At 73.5% G+C, this 15293-nt stretch carries 9 protein-coding genes; all 9 read left to right on the forward strand.

The window, feature by feature from the left end; all coding sequences use genetic code 11:
* The first annotated feature begins 3 nt into the window (after positions 1 to 3).
* From ACP7BI_RS04010 to ACP7BI_RS04050, 9 genes are read left to right on the forward strand one after another with little or no spacing between them, the layout of a single operon-like run.
* The gene (locus tag ACP7BI_RS04010) at positions 4 to 984 is read left to right on the forward strand and encodes an AAA family ATPase (protein ID WP_425843909.1); all 981 of its coding nucleotides are present in this window, start codon (positions 4 to 6) and stop codon (positions 982 to 984) included.
* Positions 981 to 2357, forward strand: coding sequence for a DUF58 domain-containing protein (locus tag ACP7BI_RS04015; protein WP_425843910.1), 1377 nt, complete (start codon positions 981 to 983; stop codon positions 2355 to 2357). Before ACP7BI_RS04010 ends, ACP7BI_RS04015 begins: the two co-directional genes overlap by 4 nt.
* Positions 2354 to 4660 carry a transglutaminase TgpA family protein gene (locus ACP7BI_RS04020; protein WP_425843911.1) on the forward strand — a complete coding sequence of 769 codons (2307 nt, stop codon included), beginning with the start codon at positions 2354 to 2356 and terminating at the stop codon, positions 4658 to 4660. Before ACP7BI_RS04015 ends, ACP7BI_RS04020 begins: the two co-directional genes overlap by 4 nt.
* Positions 4657 to 6171, forward strand: coding sequence for an RDD family protein (locus ACP7BI_RS04025; protein ID WP_425843913.1), 1515 nt, complete (start codon positions 4657 to 4659; stop codon positions 6169 to 6171). The genes ACP7BI_RS04020 and ACP7BI_RS04025 overlap by 4 nt, the downstream gene beginning before the upstream one ends.
* A complete protein-coding gene (locus ACP7BI_RS04030; RefSeq protein WP_425843914.1) occupies positions 6168 to 6995 on the forward strand; it encodes a PP2C family protein-serine/threonine phosphatase in 828 nt (275 codons plus the stop codon). Before ACP7BI_RS04025 ends, ACP7BI_RS04030 begins: the two co-directional genes overlap by 4 nt.
* Entirely contained in the window at positions 6992 to 8446 is a 1455-nt protein-coding gene (locus ACP7BI_RS04035; RefSeq protein ID WP_425843916.1) for an FHA domain-containing protein, read from the forward strand. Before ACP7BI_RS04030 ends, ACP7BI_RS04035 begins: the two co-directional genes overlap by 4 nt.
* Positions 8443 to 9933: a serine/threonine-protein kinase gene (locus ACP7BI_RS04040; protein WP_425843917.1), complete on the forward strand. Its 1491-nt coding sequence runs from the start codon at positions 8443 to 8445 to the stop codon at positions 9931 to 9933. Before ACP7BI_RS04035 ends, ACP7BI_RS04040 begins: the two co-directional genes overlap by 4 nt.
* The gene (locus tag ACP7BI_RS04045) at positions 9926 to 10666 is read left to right on the forward strand and encodes a hypothetical protein (RefSeq protein WP_211446721.1); all 741 of its coding nucleotides are present in this window, start codon (positions 9926 to 9928) and stop codon (positions 10664 to 10666) included. The genes ACP7BI_RS04040 and ACP7BI_RS04045 overlap by 8 nt, the downstream gene beginning before the upstream one ends.
* A 9-nt stretch (positions 10667 to 10675) precedes the next feature.
* Complete coding sequence (locus tag ACP7BI_RS04050) at positions 10676 to 15274, forward strand: FtsK/SpoIIIE domain-containing protein (RefSeq protein ID WP_425843919.1); 4599 nt, start codon at positions 10676 to 10678, stop codon at positions 15272 to 15274.
* Positions 15275 to 15293 lie beyond the last annotated feature (19 nt).

Consider the following 15293-nt stretch of genomic DNA (forward strand, 5'->3'; position numbering starts at 1 on the left):
ACGATGACGAGCACCATGACCCGCGAGCAGGCCGCTTGGTTCGCCGAGACGTTCACGCGCCTCGTCGACAACGTCGGCAGCGTCGTCCTCGGCAAGGAGGACGTCATCCGGCTCGCCTTCACGGCGATGTTCTCCGAGGGGCACCTGCTGCTCGAGGACGCGCCGGGCACGGGCAAGACGCAGCTCGCCAAGTCGATGGGCGCGACGGTGCAGGGCACGAACCACCGCATCCAGTTCACGCCCGATCTGCTGCCCTCCGACGTCACGGGCGTCACCGTCTACGACCAGAAGACGGGCGAGTTCGAGTTCCACAAGGGCCCGATCTTCGCCTCGATCGTGCTCGCCGACGAGATCAACCGAGCGAGCCCGAAGACCCAGTCCGCACTCCTCGAGGTCATGGAGGAGGGCCGCGTCACGGTCGACGGCACGCCCTACTCGGTCGGGCGCCCCTTCATGGTCATCGCGACGCAGAACCCGATCGAGCAGGCCGGCACCTACCGGCTGCCCGAGGCGCAGCTGGACCGCTTCCTCATGAAGACCTCGATCGGCTACCCCGGCCGCGAGCAGACGGTGCGCATCCTCGCTGGCGCCTCGAACCGCAACGCCTCCTCGGGCGTGCAGCCCGTCATCACGACGAGCGCGATCGCCGAGATGATCGACCTCGCCGCGACCGTCCACGTCGACGACGCGGTGCTCGACTACGTCGCGCAGCTCTCGGAGCACACGCGCGACTCGAAGGACACGCGGCTCGGCGTCTCGGTGCGCGGCGCGATGGCGCTCATGCGCGCCGTCAAGGTGTGGGCCGCGTCGAAGGGTCGCGCGTTCGTGCTGCCCGACGACGTCAAGGAGCTCGTGCAGCCGGTGTGGGCGCACCGCGTCGTCATCGATCCCGAGGCGGAGTTCTCGGGCGTCACGGGCGACCGCATCATCGACCGCGCGCTCGCCGACACCTCGGCCCCGCAGGACCGGCAGCACGCTGCGTGACCACGGCGCCCGAGCGGGCGACCCCGACCCCCGCACCTGACCCAGACACCGGCTCGACGACCGGCACTCGCCCGGCGTCGGAGACGACGCGGCTGCGCCGTGCCGTCGAGCGCGAGCGCACGCCGTGGCAGCGCTTCGCCGCGCGCTTCGTCGGCGACGAGTCGGCTGCGGCCGACTGGCTGCGCCGAGCGGGCCGCGTGGTGCGCGAGCGCATCTGGCCGGCGATCGAGCCGATCACGGGCTTCGGCTGGGCCGTGCTCATCGCGACCGCGCTCGCGCTCGCGGCCGGGATCGCGCTCGGCTGGAAGGAGCTCATCGTCATGGGCATCGCCGGCGCGCTCCTGCTCGGCGCCGCGATCGCCTTCATCGTCGGGCGCAACCGCTACCGGATCGAGCTCGACCTCGCCTACACGCGCGTCGTCGTGGGGGAGCGGGCGCTCGGCCGCATCGAGATCCACGCCGCCTCGACGAAGCCACTGCTGCCCGCGACGATCGAGGTGCCCGTCGGCAAGGCGCTCGCCTCGTTCCACCTGCCGCGCATGCAGCCGGGCGACGTGCACGAGGACGTCTTCGCGATCCCCACGAGCCGCCGGACGATCCTGCAGGTCGGTCCCGTGCGCTCCGTGCGCGGCGACCCCGTCGGGCTCCTCCGGCGACAGGTGCGGTGGACGGATCCCGTCGAGCTCTACGTGCACCCGAAGACGGTGCAGCTCGACGAGACCGCGCCGGGCCTCATCCGCGACCTCGAGGGCATCACGACCCGCGACCTCACGAACAGCGACATCGCCTTCCACGCGCTGCGCGACTACGTCGCGGGCGACGACCGGCGCTACATCCACTGGAAGTCGTCGGCCCGCACGGGCCAGCTCATGGTGCGGCAGTTCGAGCAGACCCGCCGCAGCGTGCTCGCGCTCGGGCTCTCGACCTCGCCGGACGACTACGCCGACCCGTCGGAGTTCGAGACCGCCATCTCGATCCTCGGCTCGCTCGGTCTGCAGGCGATCCGCGACGAGATGGACGTCGCCGTGCAGACCTCGCGCAGGACCGTGCCCGCGAGCACCGGCAAGCGCCTGCTCGACGCGCTCTCGGGCGTCGAGTGGTCACCGCGCGACGACCGCTTCCTCGACCTCGCCGCGACGATCGCGCGCGACCACGCCGGCGCATCCGTCATCGTGCTCCACGCGGGCGCCCCGATCGACGCCGCCCTCGTGCGCCGCGCGCGCACCCTGCTGACGCCGCAAGCGCGGGTCATCGTCTTCTCGGTCGTGCAGGGCGCGAGCCCGCGGCTGCAGCCGATCGGCGACGTCTCGCTCGCGACGATCGGTACGGTGAGCGACCTCCCGCGCGTGATGCGAGGGGTGGCGCTGCAATGACCGACGAGCGCATGCTGCCCCGCACCCCGCGGCAGGCCGTGATCGACTGCGCGGCCGTCTTCGCGGTCATGCTCGCGGCGACCCTCTCCTTCGGCCCCGTCTTCGGCGGCACCGCCTACCTCGTCGCGGGGCTCGGCGGCGCGATCCTCGGGATCGCCGTCGGCGTCGCGACCTCGCTGCGGCCGCTGCGCGGCTGGCTCATGACGGCGGCGGGGTTCGTGCTCGCGCTCGTCGTGTTCGGCCCCGCGCTCGCGGTGCCGCGGCGGACGATCGGCGGCGTCATCCCGACCCTCGAGGGATGGCGCGAGCTGCTGCTCGGCGTCGTGTTCTCGTGGAAGGGCCTGCTGACGGCCGAGCCGCCGGCCGAGGGGTTCCCGAGCCTGCTCGTCGTGCCGTTCCTCACCACGCTGCTGTGCGCGACGATCGCGACGGTGCTCGCCCTGCGGCTCGACCGCGGCGCCCCCTTCGCGATGGTGCCCGGCATCGTCGCCCTCCTGGTCGGCATCGCCTTCGGCACGAAGATCGCCTTCTGGCCCGCTGCGCTCGGCGCGCTCGTCGCGGGCGTCATCCTGGCGTGGTGCGCGTGGCGGCGCGCGACGTGGCGCACGGGGCGGGGCGAAGAGGTCGAGGTCACGAACGACAGCCGCTTCCGCGTCAAGGCGCGCAAGCAGCGCGCTCGCGGCGCGATCGCGATGATCGCCGGCGCCATGCTCGTCGCGGGCCTCGTCAGCATCCCGGTGCAGCCGGCGAGCCGCGCGGTGCTGCGCGACGCCGTCGAGCCGCCGATCGAGCTCGCCGAGTACCCGAGCCCGCTCGCCGGCTTCCGCAACTGGCACAAGAACTTCGAGGACGAGACGCTCCTCACCGTCAGCGGCATGCCCGAGGGGTCGCGGCTGCGGCTCGCGACCTTCGACCACTACGACGGCAGCGTCTTCGCGGTCGCCGGCTCCCAGCAGTCGAGCGGCTCCGGCTCGTTCGCCCGTATCGGCGACGAGGTGCTCGTCGCGCAGTCGGGGCAGACCGCGTCGGTGCGGGTCGAGGTGCAGGACTACTCCGGCATCTGGGTGCCCGACGTCGGCTACATGCAATCGCTCGCCTTCGAGGGCGAGCGCGCCCCGGGTCTGCAAGGCTCGCTGCACTACAACGGCCAGACGGGCACCGCGATCGCACTCGACGGCCTCGGCGCCGGCGACGCGTACGAGCTGCAAGCGATCGTGCCCCCGCAGCCCTCGCACGAGGAGCTCGAGAGCGTGCCCATCACGCGCGTGCAGGTGCCTGAGCCCGCCGTCGTCCCCGACCTGCTGCAGGCGTGGGTCTCGCAGCACGGCGCCGGCGGCCAGAGCGCCTTCGAGAACCTCGAGACGATGCTGCGGCTCATGAACAACGGCAGCTTCAGCCACGGGCTCGAGGGCGACATCCCCTCGCTCGCCGGGCACGGCGCCGCGCGCATCCAGGACATGTTCGACCAGGAGGTGCTGCTCGGCGACGACGAGCAGTACGCGACCGCGTTCGCGCTCGCGCTCTCGCGCATCAACGTGCCCTCCCGCGTCGTCATGGGCCTCTACCCCGACGACGGCTTCAGCGGCAGCTCCGAGCCGGTCGAGCTCACCGGCAGCGACGTGCACGCGTGGGTCGAGGTGCCCTTCGAGGGCCACGGATGGGTGCGCTTCGACCCGACGCCGCCCGAGGACAACGACGAGATCCAGCCGGAGCCCGAGCCGCAGCCCGAGCCGAAGCCCCAGGTGCTGCAGCCGCCGCAGCCGCCGGAGGAGCCGGCCGAGATGTCGCCCGACACCGTCGCCGACGAGGGCCAGGAGGAGGACGACGAGGAGCCGGAGGACCGCTCGTGGGTCGTCTGGCTGTGGGTCGCGGGCGGCGTGCTGCTCGTGCTGCTCTTCCTGCTGCTCCCCTTCATCGTCGTCGGCGCGCTCAAGGCGGCGCGGCGGAAGCGGCGCCGCAGGGCCGAGCGCGAGAGCGACCGGCTCTCGGGCGGGTGGCACGAGGTCGTCGACGAGGCGGTCGACCTCGGGCTGCCGGTGCCCGCCGGCGTGACGCGGCGCGAGGTCGCCCGTGCGGTGGCAGATCGCTACCCTCGATCGAGAGCGACCGACATCGGCGACTTCGTCGACGAGGGCGTGTTCGGGCCCGGCGAGCCGGATCCGGCGGACGTCGACGCCTTCTGGCTCGACGTCGAGCGGAGCGTGCAGGGCATGCGTGCCGAGGCCACACCGCGGGAGCGCCTGCTCGGCAGGCTCTCGCTGCGGTCGTTCGCCCGGCGGAGGCGAGAGCGGAGACGACGGTGATCTGGGAGATCGACGAGGGGCGGAAGCGCATCGAGGGCCTCGACGAGGCCGGGCGGCCCGACCCCGCTTACGCGGCAGCGCTCGGGCTCCGCCCGGCGCCCCTCGGCCGTCGCGCGCTCGCGTCGATCATCGAGTTCGCCCTCTACGCCCTGCTGCAGCTGCCGTACTGGATCGTCGCGATGCCCTCGCTCGTGCGGCTCGCGACCGGCGCCCTCCAGCCCTACGGCCTCGCGACGCATCCGAACCTCGTGTGGATGATCGTCGCGACCGCCGTCTCGTTCGTGCTCTCGACCGCGTTCGTGATCGTGCAGATCGTGCTCCACGGCCGCAAGGGCGTCACGCTCGGCAAGGCGTTCACGGGCATCCGCTCCATCCACGTCGCGACCCTCGAGCGGCCCGGCATCAAGCGCTCGCTCGGTCGCGCGCTGCTGCTCTACGCCTTCTTCCTCGTGCCGATCGTGGGGCCCGCGCTCGCGTTCTGCTCCGTCTGGTTCGACAGCGAGAAGCGCGGCCGCAGCTGGCTCGACAAGGCTGCGCGCACGTGGTTCGTCGACGTGCGCCGCGGCCTCGACCCGTACCACGAGAAGAAGATGCGCATCGCGCGGAAGACGGTGCAGGCCGAGCCCGAGACCGCCAAGGCACCGCTGCCCTCGCTCGCGACGCCGGCGGACGCGGCGGCCCGCGCCTATCGGCCCGGTGCCCGCACGAGCTCGGGCGTCGTCGGCGCGGCCCGGCCGCAGCAGCCGGGGGCGCAGCAGATCGGGCTCGCCTCCTCGGCCGCGGAGCCCACCCCGACGCACACCGTCCCCGGCATGCCCGCGGGGGGCGCGCGCCTCGGCGGCTACCGGCCGGGCGAGCTGAGCGGCTCCGCGCCGGCGCAGTCCGCTCCTCGACCGAGCGCGCCTGCCGCGCGCGAGCCGCAGCAGCCCGCCGCGCCCCGCTTCGCCCCGTGGATCGGCGGCATCGTCGACAGCGTGCCCGGCCGCACGCCGGCGCAGCCTGCCGCGTCAGCCGCGCCAGCCGCGCAGATCGACGAGCAGACGATCATCGAGCCGGATCTCGAGGCAGGCTTCGAGGTCGAGTCCGACGACGGCGACGCGATCGACGACCGCACGGTGCGCCGCATCGAGATCGCCGAGCCCGACGAGGAGCTCGAGGCCACCCGCGCCCGCCCCTCGTCGCGGGCCGCGGTCGCGACGCTCGCCTTCGACACCGGCGACCGCTTCGCGATCACGGGCGCGGCGCTCATCGGCCGCAACCCCGCCCCGAGTGCGGGAGAGGTCGTCGAGCACCTGCTGCCGATCGCCGACGACACGCGCTCGATCTCGAAGACCCACCTGCTCCTCACCGCCTCGCCGCTCGCGGCGGTCGACCGTGCCTCGACGAACGGCTCGAGCGTCGTGCGCGCGGGCGCCGAGACGCCGCTCGAGCCGGGCCGCGCCTTCTTGCTCCAGCCGGGCGACGTCGTGCGCTTCGGCGACCGCTCCCTGACGGTCGAGGCGGCGTCGTGAGCGCGATCGGCGAGTTCCGCTTCAGTCACCCGTCGATCGCGCTGCGATGGGCGGCGACGACGCACCCCGGGATGCGCCGGAGCGTCAACGAGGACTCGGTGTTCGCATCCTTCCCCGTCTTCGTCGTCGCTGACGGGATGGGCGGCCACGCCTCGGGCGATGTCGCGAGCGCGCTCGCGATCGAGGCGTTCCGCGGGCTCAAGGGCCGCACGCTCGCGGATGTCGAGTGCGTCGAGACGGCCGTCGAGCACGCCTTCGAGAGCGTGCACGCCAACGCGGTCGGCGAGCGTGCCGGCGGCTCGACCCTCTCGGGCACCGTGCTCGTCGACGTCGACGGCGTCGCGCACTGGCTCATCCTCAACGTCGGCGACTCTCGCACCTACCTCTACGAGCAGGGCAGGCTCGAGCAGGTGACCGTCGACCACTCGATGGTGCAGGAGATGGTCGAGACGGGCGCCCTGCGCCGCGCCGACGCGCGCCGGCACCCGAACCGCAACGTCATCACGCGCGCGCTCGGCGCGGGAGAGCGGCAGCCGGCCGACGTCTGGCTCCGCCCCGCCGAGCGCGGCCAGCGGCTCGTCGTCTGCTCCGACGGCCTCACGGGCGAGGTCGACGACCACGAGATCGCCGAGCTGCTCGGCGACGTCTCCTCTCCCGCCGCGGTCGCGGCGCTGCTGCTGCGCCGCGCGCTCGACGCGGGCGCGCCCGACAACGTCACGGTCGTCGTCGTCGACGTGGATGCCGTCGCGCTCGCCGACGAGGAGCTGCACGACACGCACGCCCGCACGATCGACGACACCATCCCGAGAGAGGCCCTGCGATGAGCGCACGCCTGGAGTACGCGCCCGGCGAGGCGTGGTGCGTCGCGGCGGGTGCCGCGGTGGTCGTGTGCGAGCGGGACCTGCCGCTCGTGCGGGCTCGTGCCCTCTACGACGCCGCGGCGACCGTCGCCGACGCCGCGGGGCTGCGGAGGCTCCTCGAGCTCGAGCCCACCGCGCTCACCGGGCTCGTCGACACCGCGGATGCGCGCGTGCTGCTGCGCCGCCACGGCGTGCCGGCGACGGCGGACGACGACGCGCTGCCCGACCGCTTCGGGCCCGAGTGGGCGCTCGACGAGACCCCGCGCGATGCGATCGTCGACGCCGGCGGGCTCGCGACGCTCGCCGGCCAGACGCTGCCGCTCGAGGGCGGCGTCGCGCGCGTCGCCGCCGTGCGCATCGCCCCGGGGCGAGCGGATGCCGTGCGGGAGCCGGCCGTGCCGGCGCCGGTCGTCGAGACCGAGGGCGACGACGCGCGCTTCGGCGCCTTCGGCCAGACGCTGCCGCCCCGCGCGGTCGCCGCCGAGCGCGCGGCGCCGCGGCCCGCGAGCGCGCCCGCTGCCGAGCCCGCTGCGGCATCGGCGGCGTCGAGCGCTCCCGCTGCCGAGCCGGCTGCGCCGGTCGAGCCCAGTGCGCCCGCGCCCGCGCGCGAGGCAGAGGGGCCGATCGGCGGGCTCATCGACTCGGTGCCCGGGTTCATCAAGCCGGCGGTCGACGTGAGCGAGATCGCGCCGGCGCCGCGCGCCGACGCCCCCTCTCGCGAGGCGGCCGAGTCGTCGCCCGCGCCCGGCGGCGCCGAGGGCGCGGCGACGCGGCCCGTCCCGCTCGCGCAGCCAGCCGCATCCGCCCCCGTCCCCGTGGACGCGGGCGACCACGACGGCATGACGATCACCGCGGAGCAGGCGCGCAGGCTCCAGGCCGAGCGCGCCGCGGCCGCGCAGGCGGCGGCACCGGCGGAGCCGGCCGGGCCGCCCGCGACCGGTCCGCTCGTGCTCTCGTCGCTGTGCGGGTCGGGCCACGTCAACGCGCCCGGCACGACGGCGTGCACGACGTGCGGCGCGCCGGTCGACGACCGCAGTACCGCCCAGCGCCGCCGGCCGGAGGTCGCCGTCGCCGTGCTGCCCTCGGGCGAGCGCGTGCCGCTCGGCCGCGGCGTCGTGCTCGGCCGCCGGCCGCGCTCGCGGCGCGTCGAGGACGGCCGCGTGCCGAGGCTCGTGACGGTCGAGAGCCCGAGCGAGGACATCTCGCGCAGCCACCTCGAGCTGCGCGTCGACGACTGGAACCTCGTCGCCGTCGACCTGTCGTCGACGAACGGCACGCTGCTGCTGCGCGAGGGCTCGGCGCCCCAGCGGCTGCGGCCCGAGGCTGCGACGATCCTGCAGCTCGGCGACCGGCTCGACCTCGGCGACGGCGTCGTGGTCGCGATCGAGCCCGCTCGCGCGGAGGACGCGCAGTGAGCCCGAAGCGCGCCCCCTCCGCCCCGCCTGAGCTGCCCGGCTACGAGTACGCCTCGCTGCTCGGCTCGGGCGGCTTCGCCGACGTCTTCCTCTACCAGCAGCTGCTGCCGTCGCGGCAGGTCGCGATCAAGGTGCTGCTGCCCGACGCCGTCAACCGCGACCTGATCGAGAACTTCCGCCACGAGGCGAACGTCATGGCGCAGCTCTCGACCCACCCGTCGATCGTGACGATCTACGGCGCCGCCGTCGCCCCCGACGGGCGCCCGTACCTCGCGATGGAGTACTGCTCGAAGCCCAACCTCGGCGTGCGCTACCGCCGCGACCGCTTCGCGGTGCCGGAGGTGCTCTCGCTCGGCGTGCAGATCGCCGGCGCGGTCGAGACCGCCCACCGCGCGGGCATCCTGCACCGCGACATCAAGCCCGCGAACATCCTCGTCACCGCCTACAACCGGCCGGCGCTCACCGACTTCGGCATCGCGACGAGCGCGGGCGGCGCCGACGACGCGAGCGGCATGTCGATCCCGTGGTCGCCCCCCGAGGCGTTCCAGGACCCGCCCAGGTCGACCCCCGCATCCGACGTCTTCTCGCTCGCCGCGACGCTCTCGACGCTGCTCGCCGGCAGGACGCCCTTCGAGCTGCCCGGCGGCAGCAACACGAGCGTCGACCTCATCGACCGCATCCAACGCGGCGAGATCTCGCCGCTCGCGCGCCACGACGTGCCGCCGCGGCTCGAGGCCGTGCTCGCCTCGGCGATGGACCCGGACCCGTCGCGCCGCTACGCGACGGCGATGGCGTTCGGCCGCGCCCTGCAGCAGGTCGAGGCGGAGATGGCGCTGCCCGTCACGCCGCTCGACGTGCTCGACGACTCGCTCGACGCGGGCTCGGTCGACGAGGAGGACGGCGGCGCGACCCGCATCCGCGGCGTCGTCTCGATCGACCCGCACGCGGGCGAGCCCGCGCCCGCGACGCCGCCCGGCGCTGCGGCGCCCGACGCGACGATCCGGCGGCCGCGGCCCGGCCAGGCGGCGGGCGCGCCCGCCGCCGTCGCGCCGGAGGCGGAGGCGGCGGCACCGGATCGACGCCGCCGCACGATCGCGTCGATCGTCGGCGCCGCGCTCGTCGTGCTCGTCGGCGGCGGGATCGTGTGGCTGGCGGTCGCGGGGAGCGCGCCGACGCAGCCGCCCGCGAACCCCAGCCAGACGATCGCGGCGCCCGCCGCGCCGCAGCGGCCCCCGGCGCCCATCAACGTCGTCGGCACCGTCGAGGGCGACTCGGTCACCTTCACGTGGGTCAACGCGCAGCCCCAAGCGGGCGACAGCTTCCGCTACCGCTACGAGCCGAGCGACGCCGACCCGACGATCGCGACGGCCGCGGGCGAGACGGTCACCGTGCAGCGCGACAGCGACGGCGAGTCGTGCATCCTCGTCACGCTCGTGCGCTCGGACGGTCGGCAGTCGAACGATGCGAAGGGATGCGTCAATGGTTGAGCAGGCACAGGCTGAGCAGGCGCCGAGGCTCCAGCTCGAGTTCGCGGGGGAGTGGTTCACGCTCGACCCGGCGCGGCCGTTCGTCATCGGCCGCGAGGGCGACCTCACCGTCGACGACAACCAGTACCTGCACCGCGCGTTCCTCGAGGTGCACCACCGCGACGGGCTGTGGTGGCTCGCGAACGTCGGCTCGCGCCTCTCGGCGACCGTCTCGAGCGCCGGGGGCGCGGTGCAGTCGTGGCTCTCGCCCGGCGCGCGGCTCCCGATCGTCTTCTCCGACGCATCCATCGTCTTCACCGCCGGCCCCACGACCTACGAGATCGGCGCGCACATCGACGACGCGTCGTTCTCGCTCTCGACCGAGCACCGGCGGCGCTCGTCGGGCGAGACGACCGTCATGCCCGTCGGGCTCACCGAGCTGCAGAAGCTGCTCATCGTCGCGCTCGCCGAGCCGATGCTGCGCCGCGACGGCGTGGGCGTGAGCGAGCTGCCCTCGAGCGCCGCGGCCGCCGACCGGCTCGGCTGGACGATGAGCCGCTTCAACCGCAAGCTCGACAACGTGTGCGACAAGCTCGACCGGATGGGCGTACAGGGCTTGCGGGGCGGCATCGGGAAGCTCGCGAGCAACCGTCGCGCGCGGCTCGTCGAGTACGCCGTCTCGTCGCAGCTCGTCACCCGGGCCGACCTCGCCCTGCTCGACGACGCAGCCCTGCGCGAGACCGACGAGGACTGAGGACGACGCATGAAGGTCAAGCTCACCCTGCACCGCCCGACGACCGAGGCGACCGACGTCGTCATCACGGCCGACTCGACCGCGACGGTCGAGGACGTCGCGCGGCAGATCGCGCTCGCCGACCCCGCGCGCTCGATCTCCTTCACCGAGGGCGACACCCTCTCGCTCGCCGTCGCCCCGCCGACCGAGCAGCAGCTCGTGCAGCTGCAGCCCGACGCGCTCATCGCCGAGGCGCCGATCGGCAGCGGCTTCCACACGCAGGTCGTCAACCTCGGCGCCGACGCGCGCCGCCGCGGCGGACCCGCGGGCAGCGCGCTCGAGGCGATCGCGGTGCTGCGGGTCATCGCCGGACCGCTCGCGGGCCAGGAGTTCCAGCTCGGCCGCGGCCACGCGTCGATCGGCCGCGATACGGCGAACGACATCGTGCTCGCCGATCCGCTCGTCTCGAAGCGCCACGCGCGCATCGAGGTCGGCACCCACATCGAGGTCGTCGACCGGGGCTCGGCGAACGGCGTCGTCGTGGACGGCGCTCCTGTCTCGCGCTTGCGCGTCGTGCCCGGCGCGCCCTTCACGCTCGGCGACTCGACGCTCGCCGTCTGGCTCGTCGGCGCCTTCGACGCCTCCGGCCCCGATCCCGTGCTCGAGCGCGGCGGCGCGCTCATGTTCAACCGCTCGCCGCGCGTCGAGGCGCGCTACCCCGGCACCGCCTACAAGGGCCCGCGGCTGCCGAAGGAGATGGTCGAGCGCATCTTCCCGTGGCCCATGCTCGTCACGCCGATCCTGCTCGCCGGCGCGTTGTTCGCGATGACGAACAACCCGCGCTCGATCCTCATCGCGCTCATGACGCCGCTCATGCTGCTCGGCAACTTCGTCAACATGCGCACCCAGAACGGGCAGAAGCGCAAGCTCGAGACGCAGCTGTTCGAGACCCGCTACGAGGAGCTCGAGGAGACGCTCTACCGCGAGAAGCCGGTCGAGGAGCGGATCCGCGGCCTCGAGGTGCCGCCCGTGGCCGAGGTCTTCGAGCACGCGATGCGGCTCGGGCCAATGCTCTGGACCCGCAGGCCCGAGCACTGGAACTTCCTCTCGGTGCGGCTCGGCACGTGCCGCGCGGAGTCGCGCAACTCGATCAAGGACGAGGACTCGCAGGACGGGCTGCCCGAGTACATCGAGCGCGTCGAGCGGCTCCGCGAGCGCTACCGCTACGTCGACGACGTGCCGATCGTCGAGTCGTTCGCGACCGTCGGCTCGATCGGCATCGCGGGCCCGAAGTCGCTCGCCTCGGACGCGCTGCGCGGCATCGCCGTGCAGCTCTACGGCCTGCACGCCCCGAACGAGGTCGTGACCGTCGCGATCTGCGACGCGGAGTGGACCGGCGAGCTCGAGTGGATGAAGTGGCTGCCCCACACGACGAGCGAGACGAGCCCGTTCAAGGAGATGCCGCTCGCCGACTCGGCGACCGCGGGCGCCGCGCTGCTGAGCGCGCTCGAGGAGCTCGTGCTCGGGCGCTCGAAGCAGGCGGCCGCCGACCGCAAGACGCCGTTCGACGAGGACTGGCACCCCATGCGCTACGGCTCCGACGTCGAGCGCGCCGCGAAGGACACCGTCACGAGCGTGCAGACCTCCGTCGTGCTCGTCGTCACGAACGACGCCCCCGTCGACCGGCCGCGGCTCACGCAGATCCTCGAGCGCGGCGCCGCGGTCGGCGTCTACGGCGTCTTCGTCGCGCCGACCGTCGAGTCGCTGCCCGCGGTGTGCCGAAGCTACATCGACGTCTCGGCCGGCCTCGAGGACGCGAAGGTTGGCACCGTGCGCTCGGGCGTCGAGTACGAGGGCGTCAAGGTCGAGGGCGTCTCGAGCGAGTACATGGACATGCTCGCGAAGCGCCTCGCGCCCGTCGTCGACGCGAGCATCGTCATCAACGACTCCTCCGACATCCCCGACTCCGTCATGTTCCTCTCACTCGTGGGCCCGGAGCTCGCGGAGGACCCGAACGCGGTCATCGACCGCTGGCGGCAGAACAACACGATCCTCGACCGCTCGGGCGAGCCGAAGCCGCGGCTCAAGAAGGCCGGCAACCTGCGCGCGATCATGGGCCAGGGCGCGAGCGACGCGATGACGCTCGACCTGCGCACGCAAGGCCCGCACGCGCTCGTCGGCGGCACGACCGGCGCGGGCAAGTCGGAGTTCCTGCAGGCGTGGGTGCTCGGCATGGCGAGCGCGCACAGCCCCGACCGCGTGACCTTCCTCTTCGTCGACTACAAGGGCGGCTCGGCCTTCGCCGACTGCGTTGAGCTGCCGCACTGCGTCGGGCTCGTCACCGACCTGAGCCCCCACCTCGTGCGCCGCGCGCTCACGAGCCTGCGCGCCGAGCTGCACCACCGCGAGCACCTCTTCAACCGCAAGAAGGCGAAGGACCTGCTCGAGCTCGAGAAGCGCCAGGACCCCGAGACGCCACCCGCGCTCGTGCTCGTGATCGACGAGTTCGCGGCGCTCGCGGGAGAGGTGCCCGAGTTCGTCGACGGCGTCGTCGACATCGCCCAGCGCGGCCGCTCGCTCGGCATCCACCTCATCATGGCGACGCAGCGCCCAGCGGGCGTCATCAAGGACAACCTGCGAGCCAACACCAACCTGCGCGTCGCGCTCCGGATGGCCGACGAATCCGACTCGAAGGACGTCGTCGACGACCCCGTGGCGGCGTCGTTCCCGCCCTCCATCCCCGGCCGCGGCATCGCGAAGACGGGACCGGGCCGGCTCGTGCCGTTCCAGTCGGCCTACGCGGGCGGCTGGACGCGCCCCGACGAGGTCGAGGCCGCCGACGTCAAGGTCGCCGAGCTCCGCTTCGGCTCGGTGCAGCGCTGGGAGCCGGATGCGGCGCCCGAGTCCGACTCGCACGACGAGGACCTCGGCCCGAACGACCAGAAGCGCATCGTCTCGACGCTCATCCGCGCGACCGAGCGAGCGGGCATCCCCGCGCCCCGGCGGCCGTGGCTCGACGACCTCGAGACGACCGTCGACCTGCGCGAGCTCGCGATCGAGGGCGACAGCCGCATCGTGCTCGGCAAGGCCGACATCCCCGAGCGCCAGCGGCAGGACCCGGTCTACTTCCACCCCGACCGCGACGGCTCGATGCTCGTCTACGGCACCTCGGGCTCCGGCAAGTCGACGCTGCTCAAGACCATCGGGATCGCCGCGGGGATGCGCCCAGAGCTCGGCAGCGCGGAGGTCTACGGGCTCGACTTCGCCTCCGGGGCGCTCAAGTCGATGGAGCAGCTGCCGCACGTCGGCTCGATCATCGCGGGCGACGACGCCGAGCGCGTGCAGCGGCTGCTGCGCTCCCTCGGCCGCGAGCTCGACCGGCGCGGCAAGGCCTTCGCCGAGGCGAACGCCGCGAGCCTCACCGAGTACCGCGAGCTCGTCGACCCGAAGGCGACCCGCATCTTCCTGCTGCTCGACAACTTCCCGCAGTTCAAGGCCGACTGGGAGGTGACGAGCGCCCGCTCGCCGTTCTACCAGGTCTTCATGCGCATCCTCGGCGAGGGCCGACCGCTCGGCATCCACGCGATCGCGACCGCCGACCGCTCGGGCGCCGTGCCGACCGCGGTCAGCTCGAACGTGTCCCGCCGCGTCGTGCTGCGCCTCTCGGACGAGTCGGGCTACATGCTCGTGGGCGCCCCGAAGGACGTGCTCGACGACCAGTCGGCGCCCGGTCGCGCGATCATCGACGGCTTCGAGTTGCAAGTCGCGACCCTCGGCGGCACGCCGAACGTCGCCGAGCAGACGAAGCTCATGGGCCAGCTCGCCGACGCGCTGCGCGCGCAGGGCGTGCGCGACGTCGAGGAGATCGGCGCGCTGCCCACGCGGCTCGAGCTCGGGCAGCTGCCCGCGCGCGTCGACGACTTCCCCGTCATCGGCGTCGCCGAGGATACGCTCGCGGCGCGCGACTTCGACCCCATCGGCACCTTCATCGTCGCGGGCCCGCCCGGCTCGGGCAAGACGAACGCGATGAAGGCGCTCGTCATCGCGATGGAGCGCTTCGATCCGGAGGTCAAGCTCTTCCACTTCGCCGGCCGACGCTCGGTGCTCGCCGGCTTCCGCCCGTGGGTGCGCAGCGCGACGAGGCCCGACGACGCGAAGGCGCTCGCGACCGAGCTCGCCGAGATCGTCGCCGACGAGTCGATCCCCGGCCGCATCATGATCGTGATGGAGAACGTGCCGCAGTTCGCCGACTCCGACGCGGAGCGCGCGCTCAAGGGCCTCTTCCAGGCGATCAACCGCAGCGACCACCTGCTCGTCGGCGACGCCGACGTCACGCAGGTCACCGGCGGCTTCGGCTTCATCGGCGACTTCAAGGCGGGCCGCAAGGGCATCGTGCTCAAGCCGGATGCGTACGACGGCGACTCGGTATTCAAGGTGCCGTTCCCGAAGGTCAAGCGCTCGGACTTCCCCGAGGGCCGTGGCATCTTCGTGCAGCAGGGCCGCGCGGTCACCGTGCAGCTGCCGCTCGTGCCCGACGACGAGGCGCGGCCGCCGGCGCCCGCGTCGGCGCATGCGTCCTCGGCGCCGGCGCCGGAGCCCGCAGCCGCGCCGGTGGGCGCGGAGGGCTGACCCATGGGGACTCCTCCCC

The organism is Agrococcus sp. TSP3-2-1 (assembly GCF_049897585.1).
Lineage (GTDB): Bacteria > Actinomycetota > Actinomycetes > Actinomycetales > Microbacteriaceae > Agrococcus.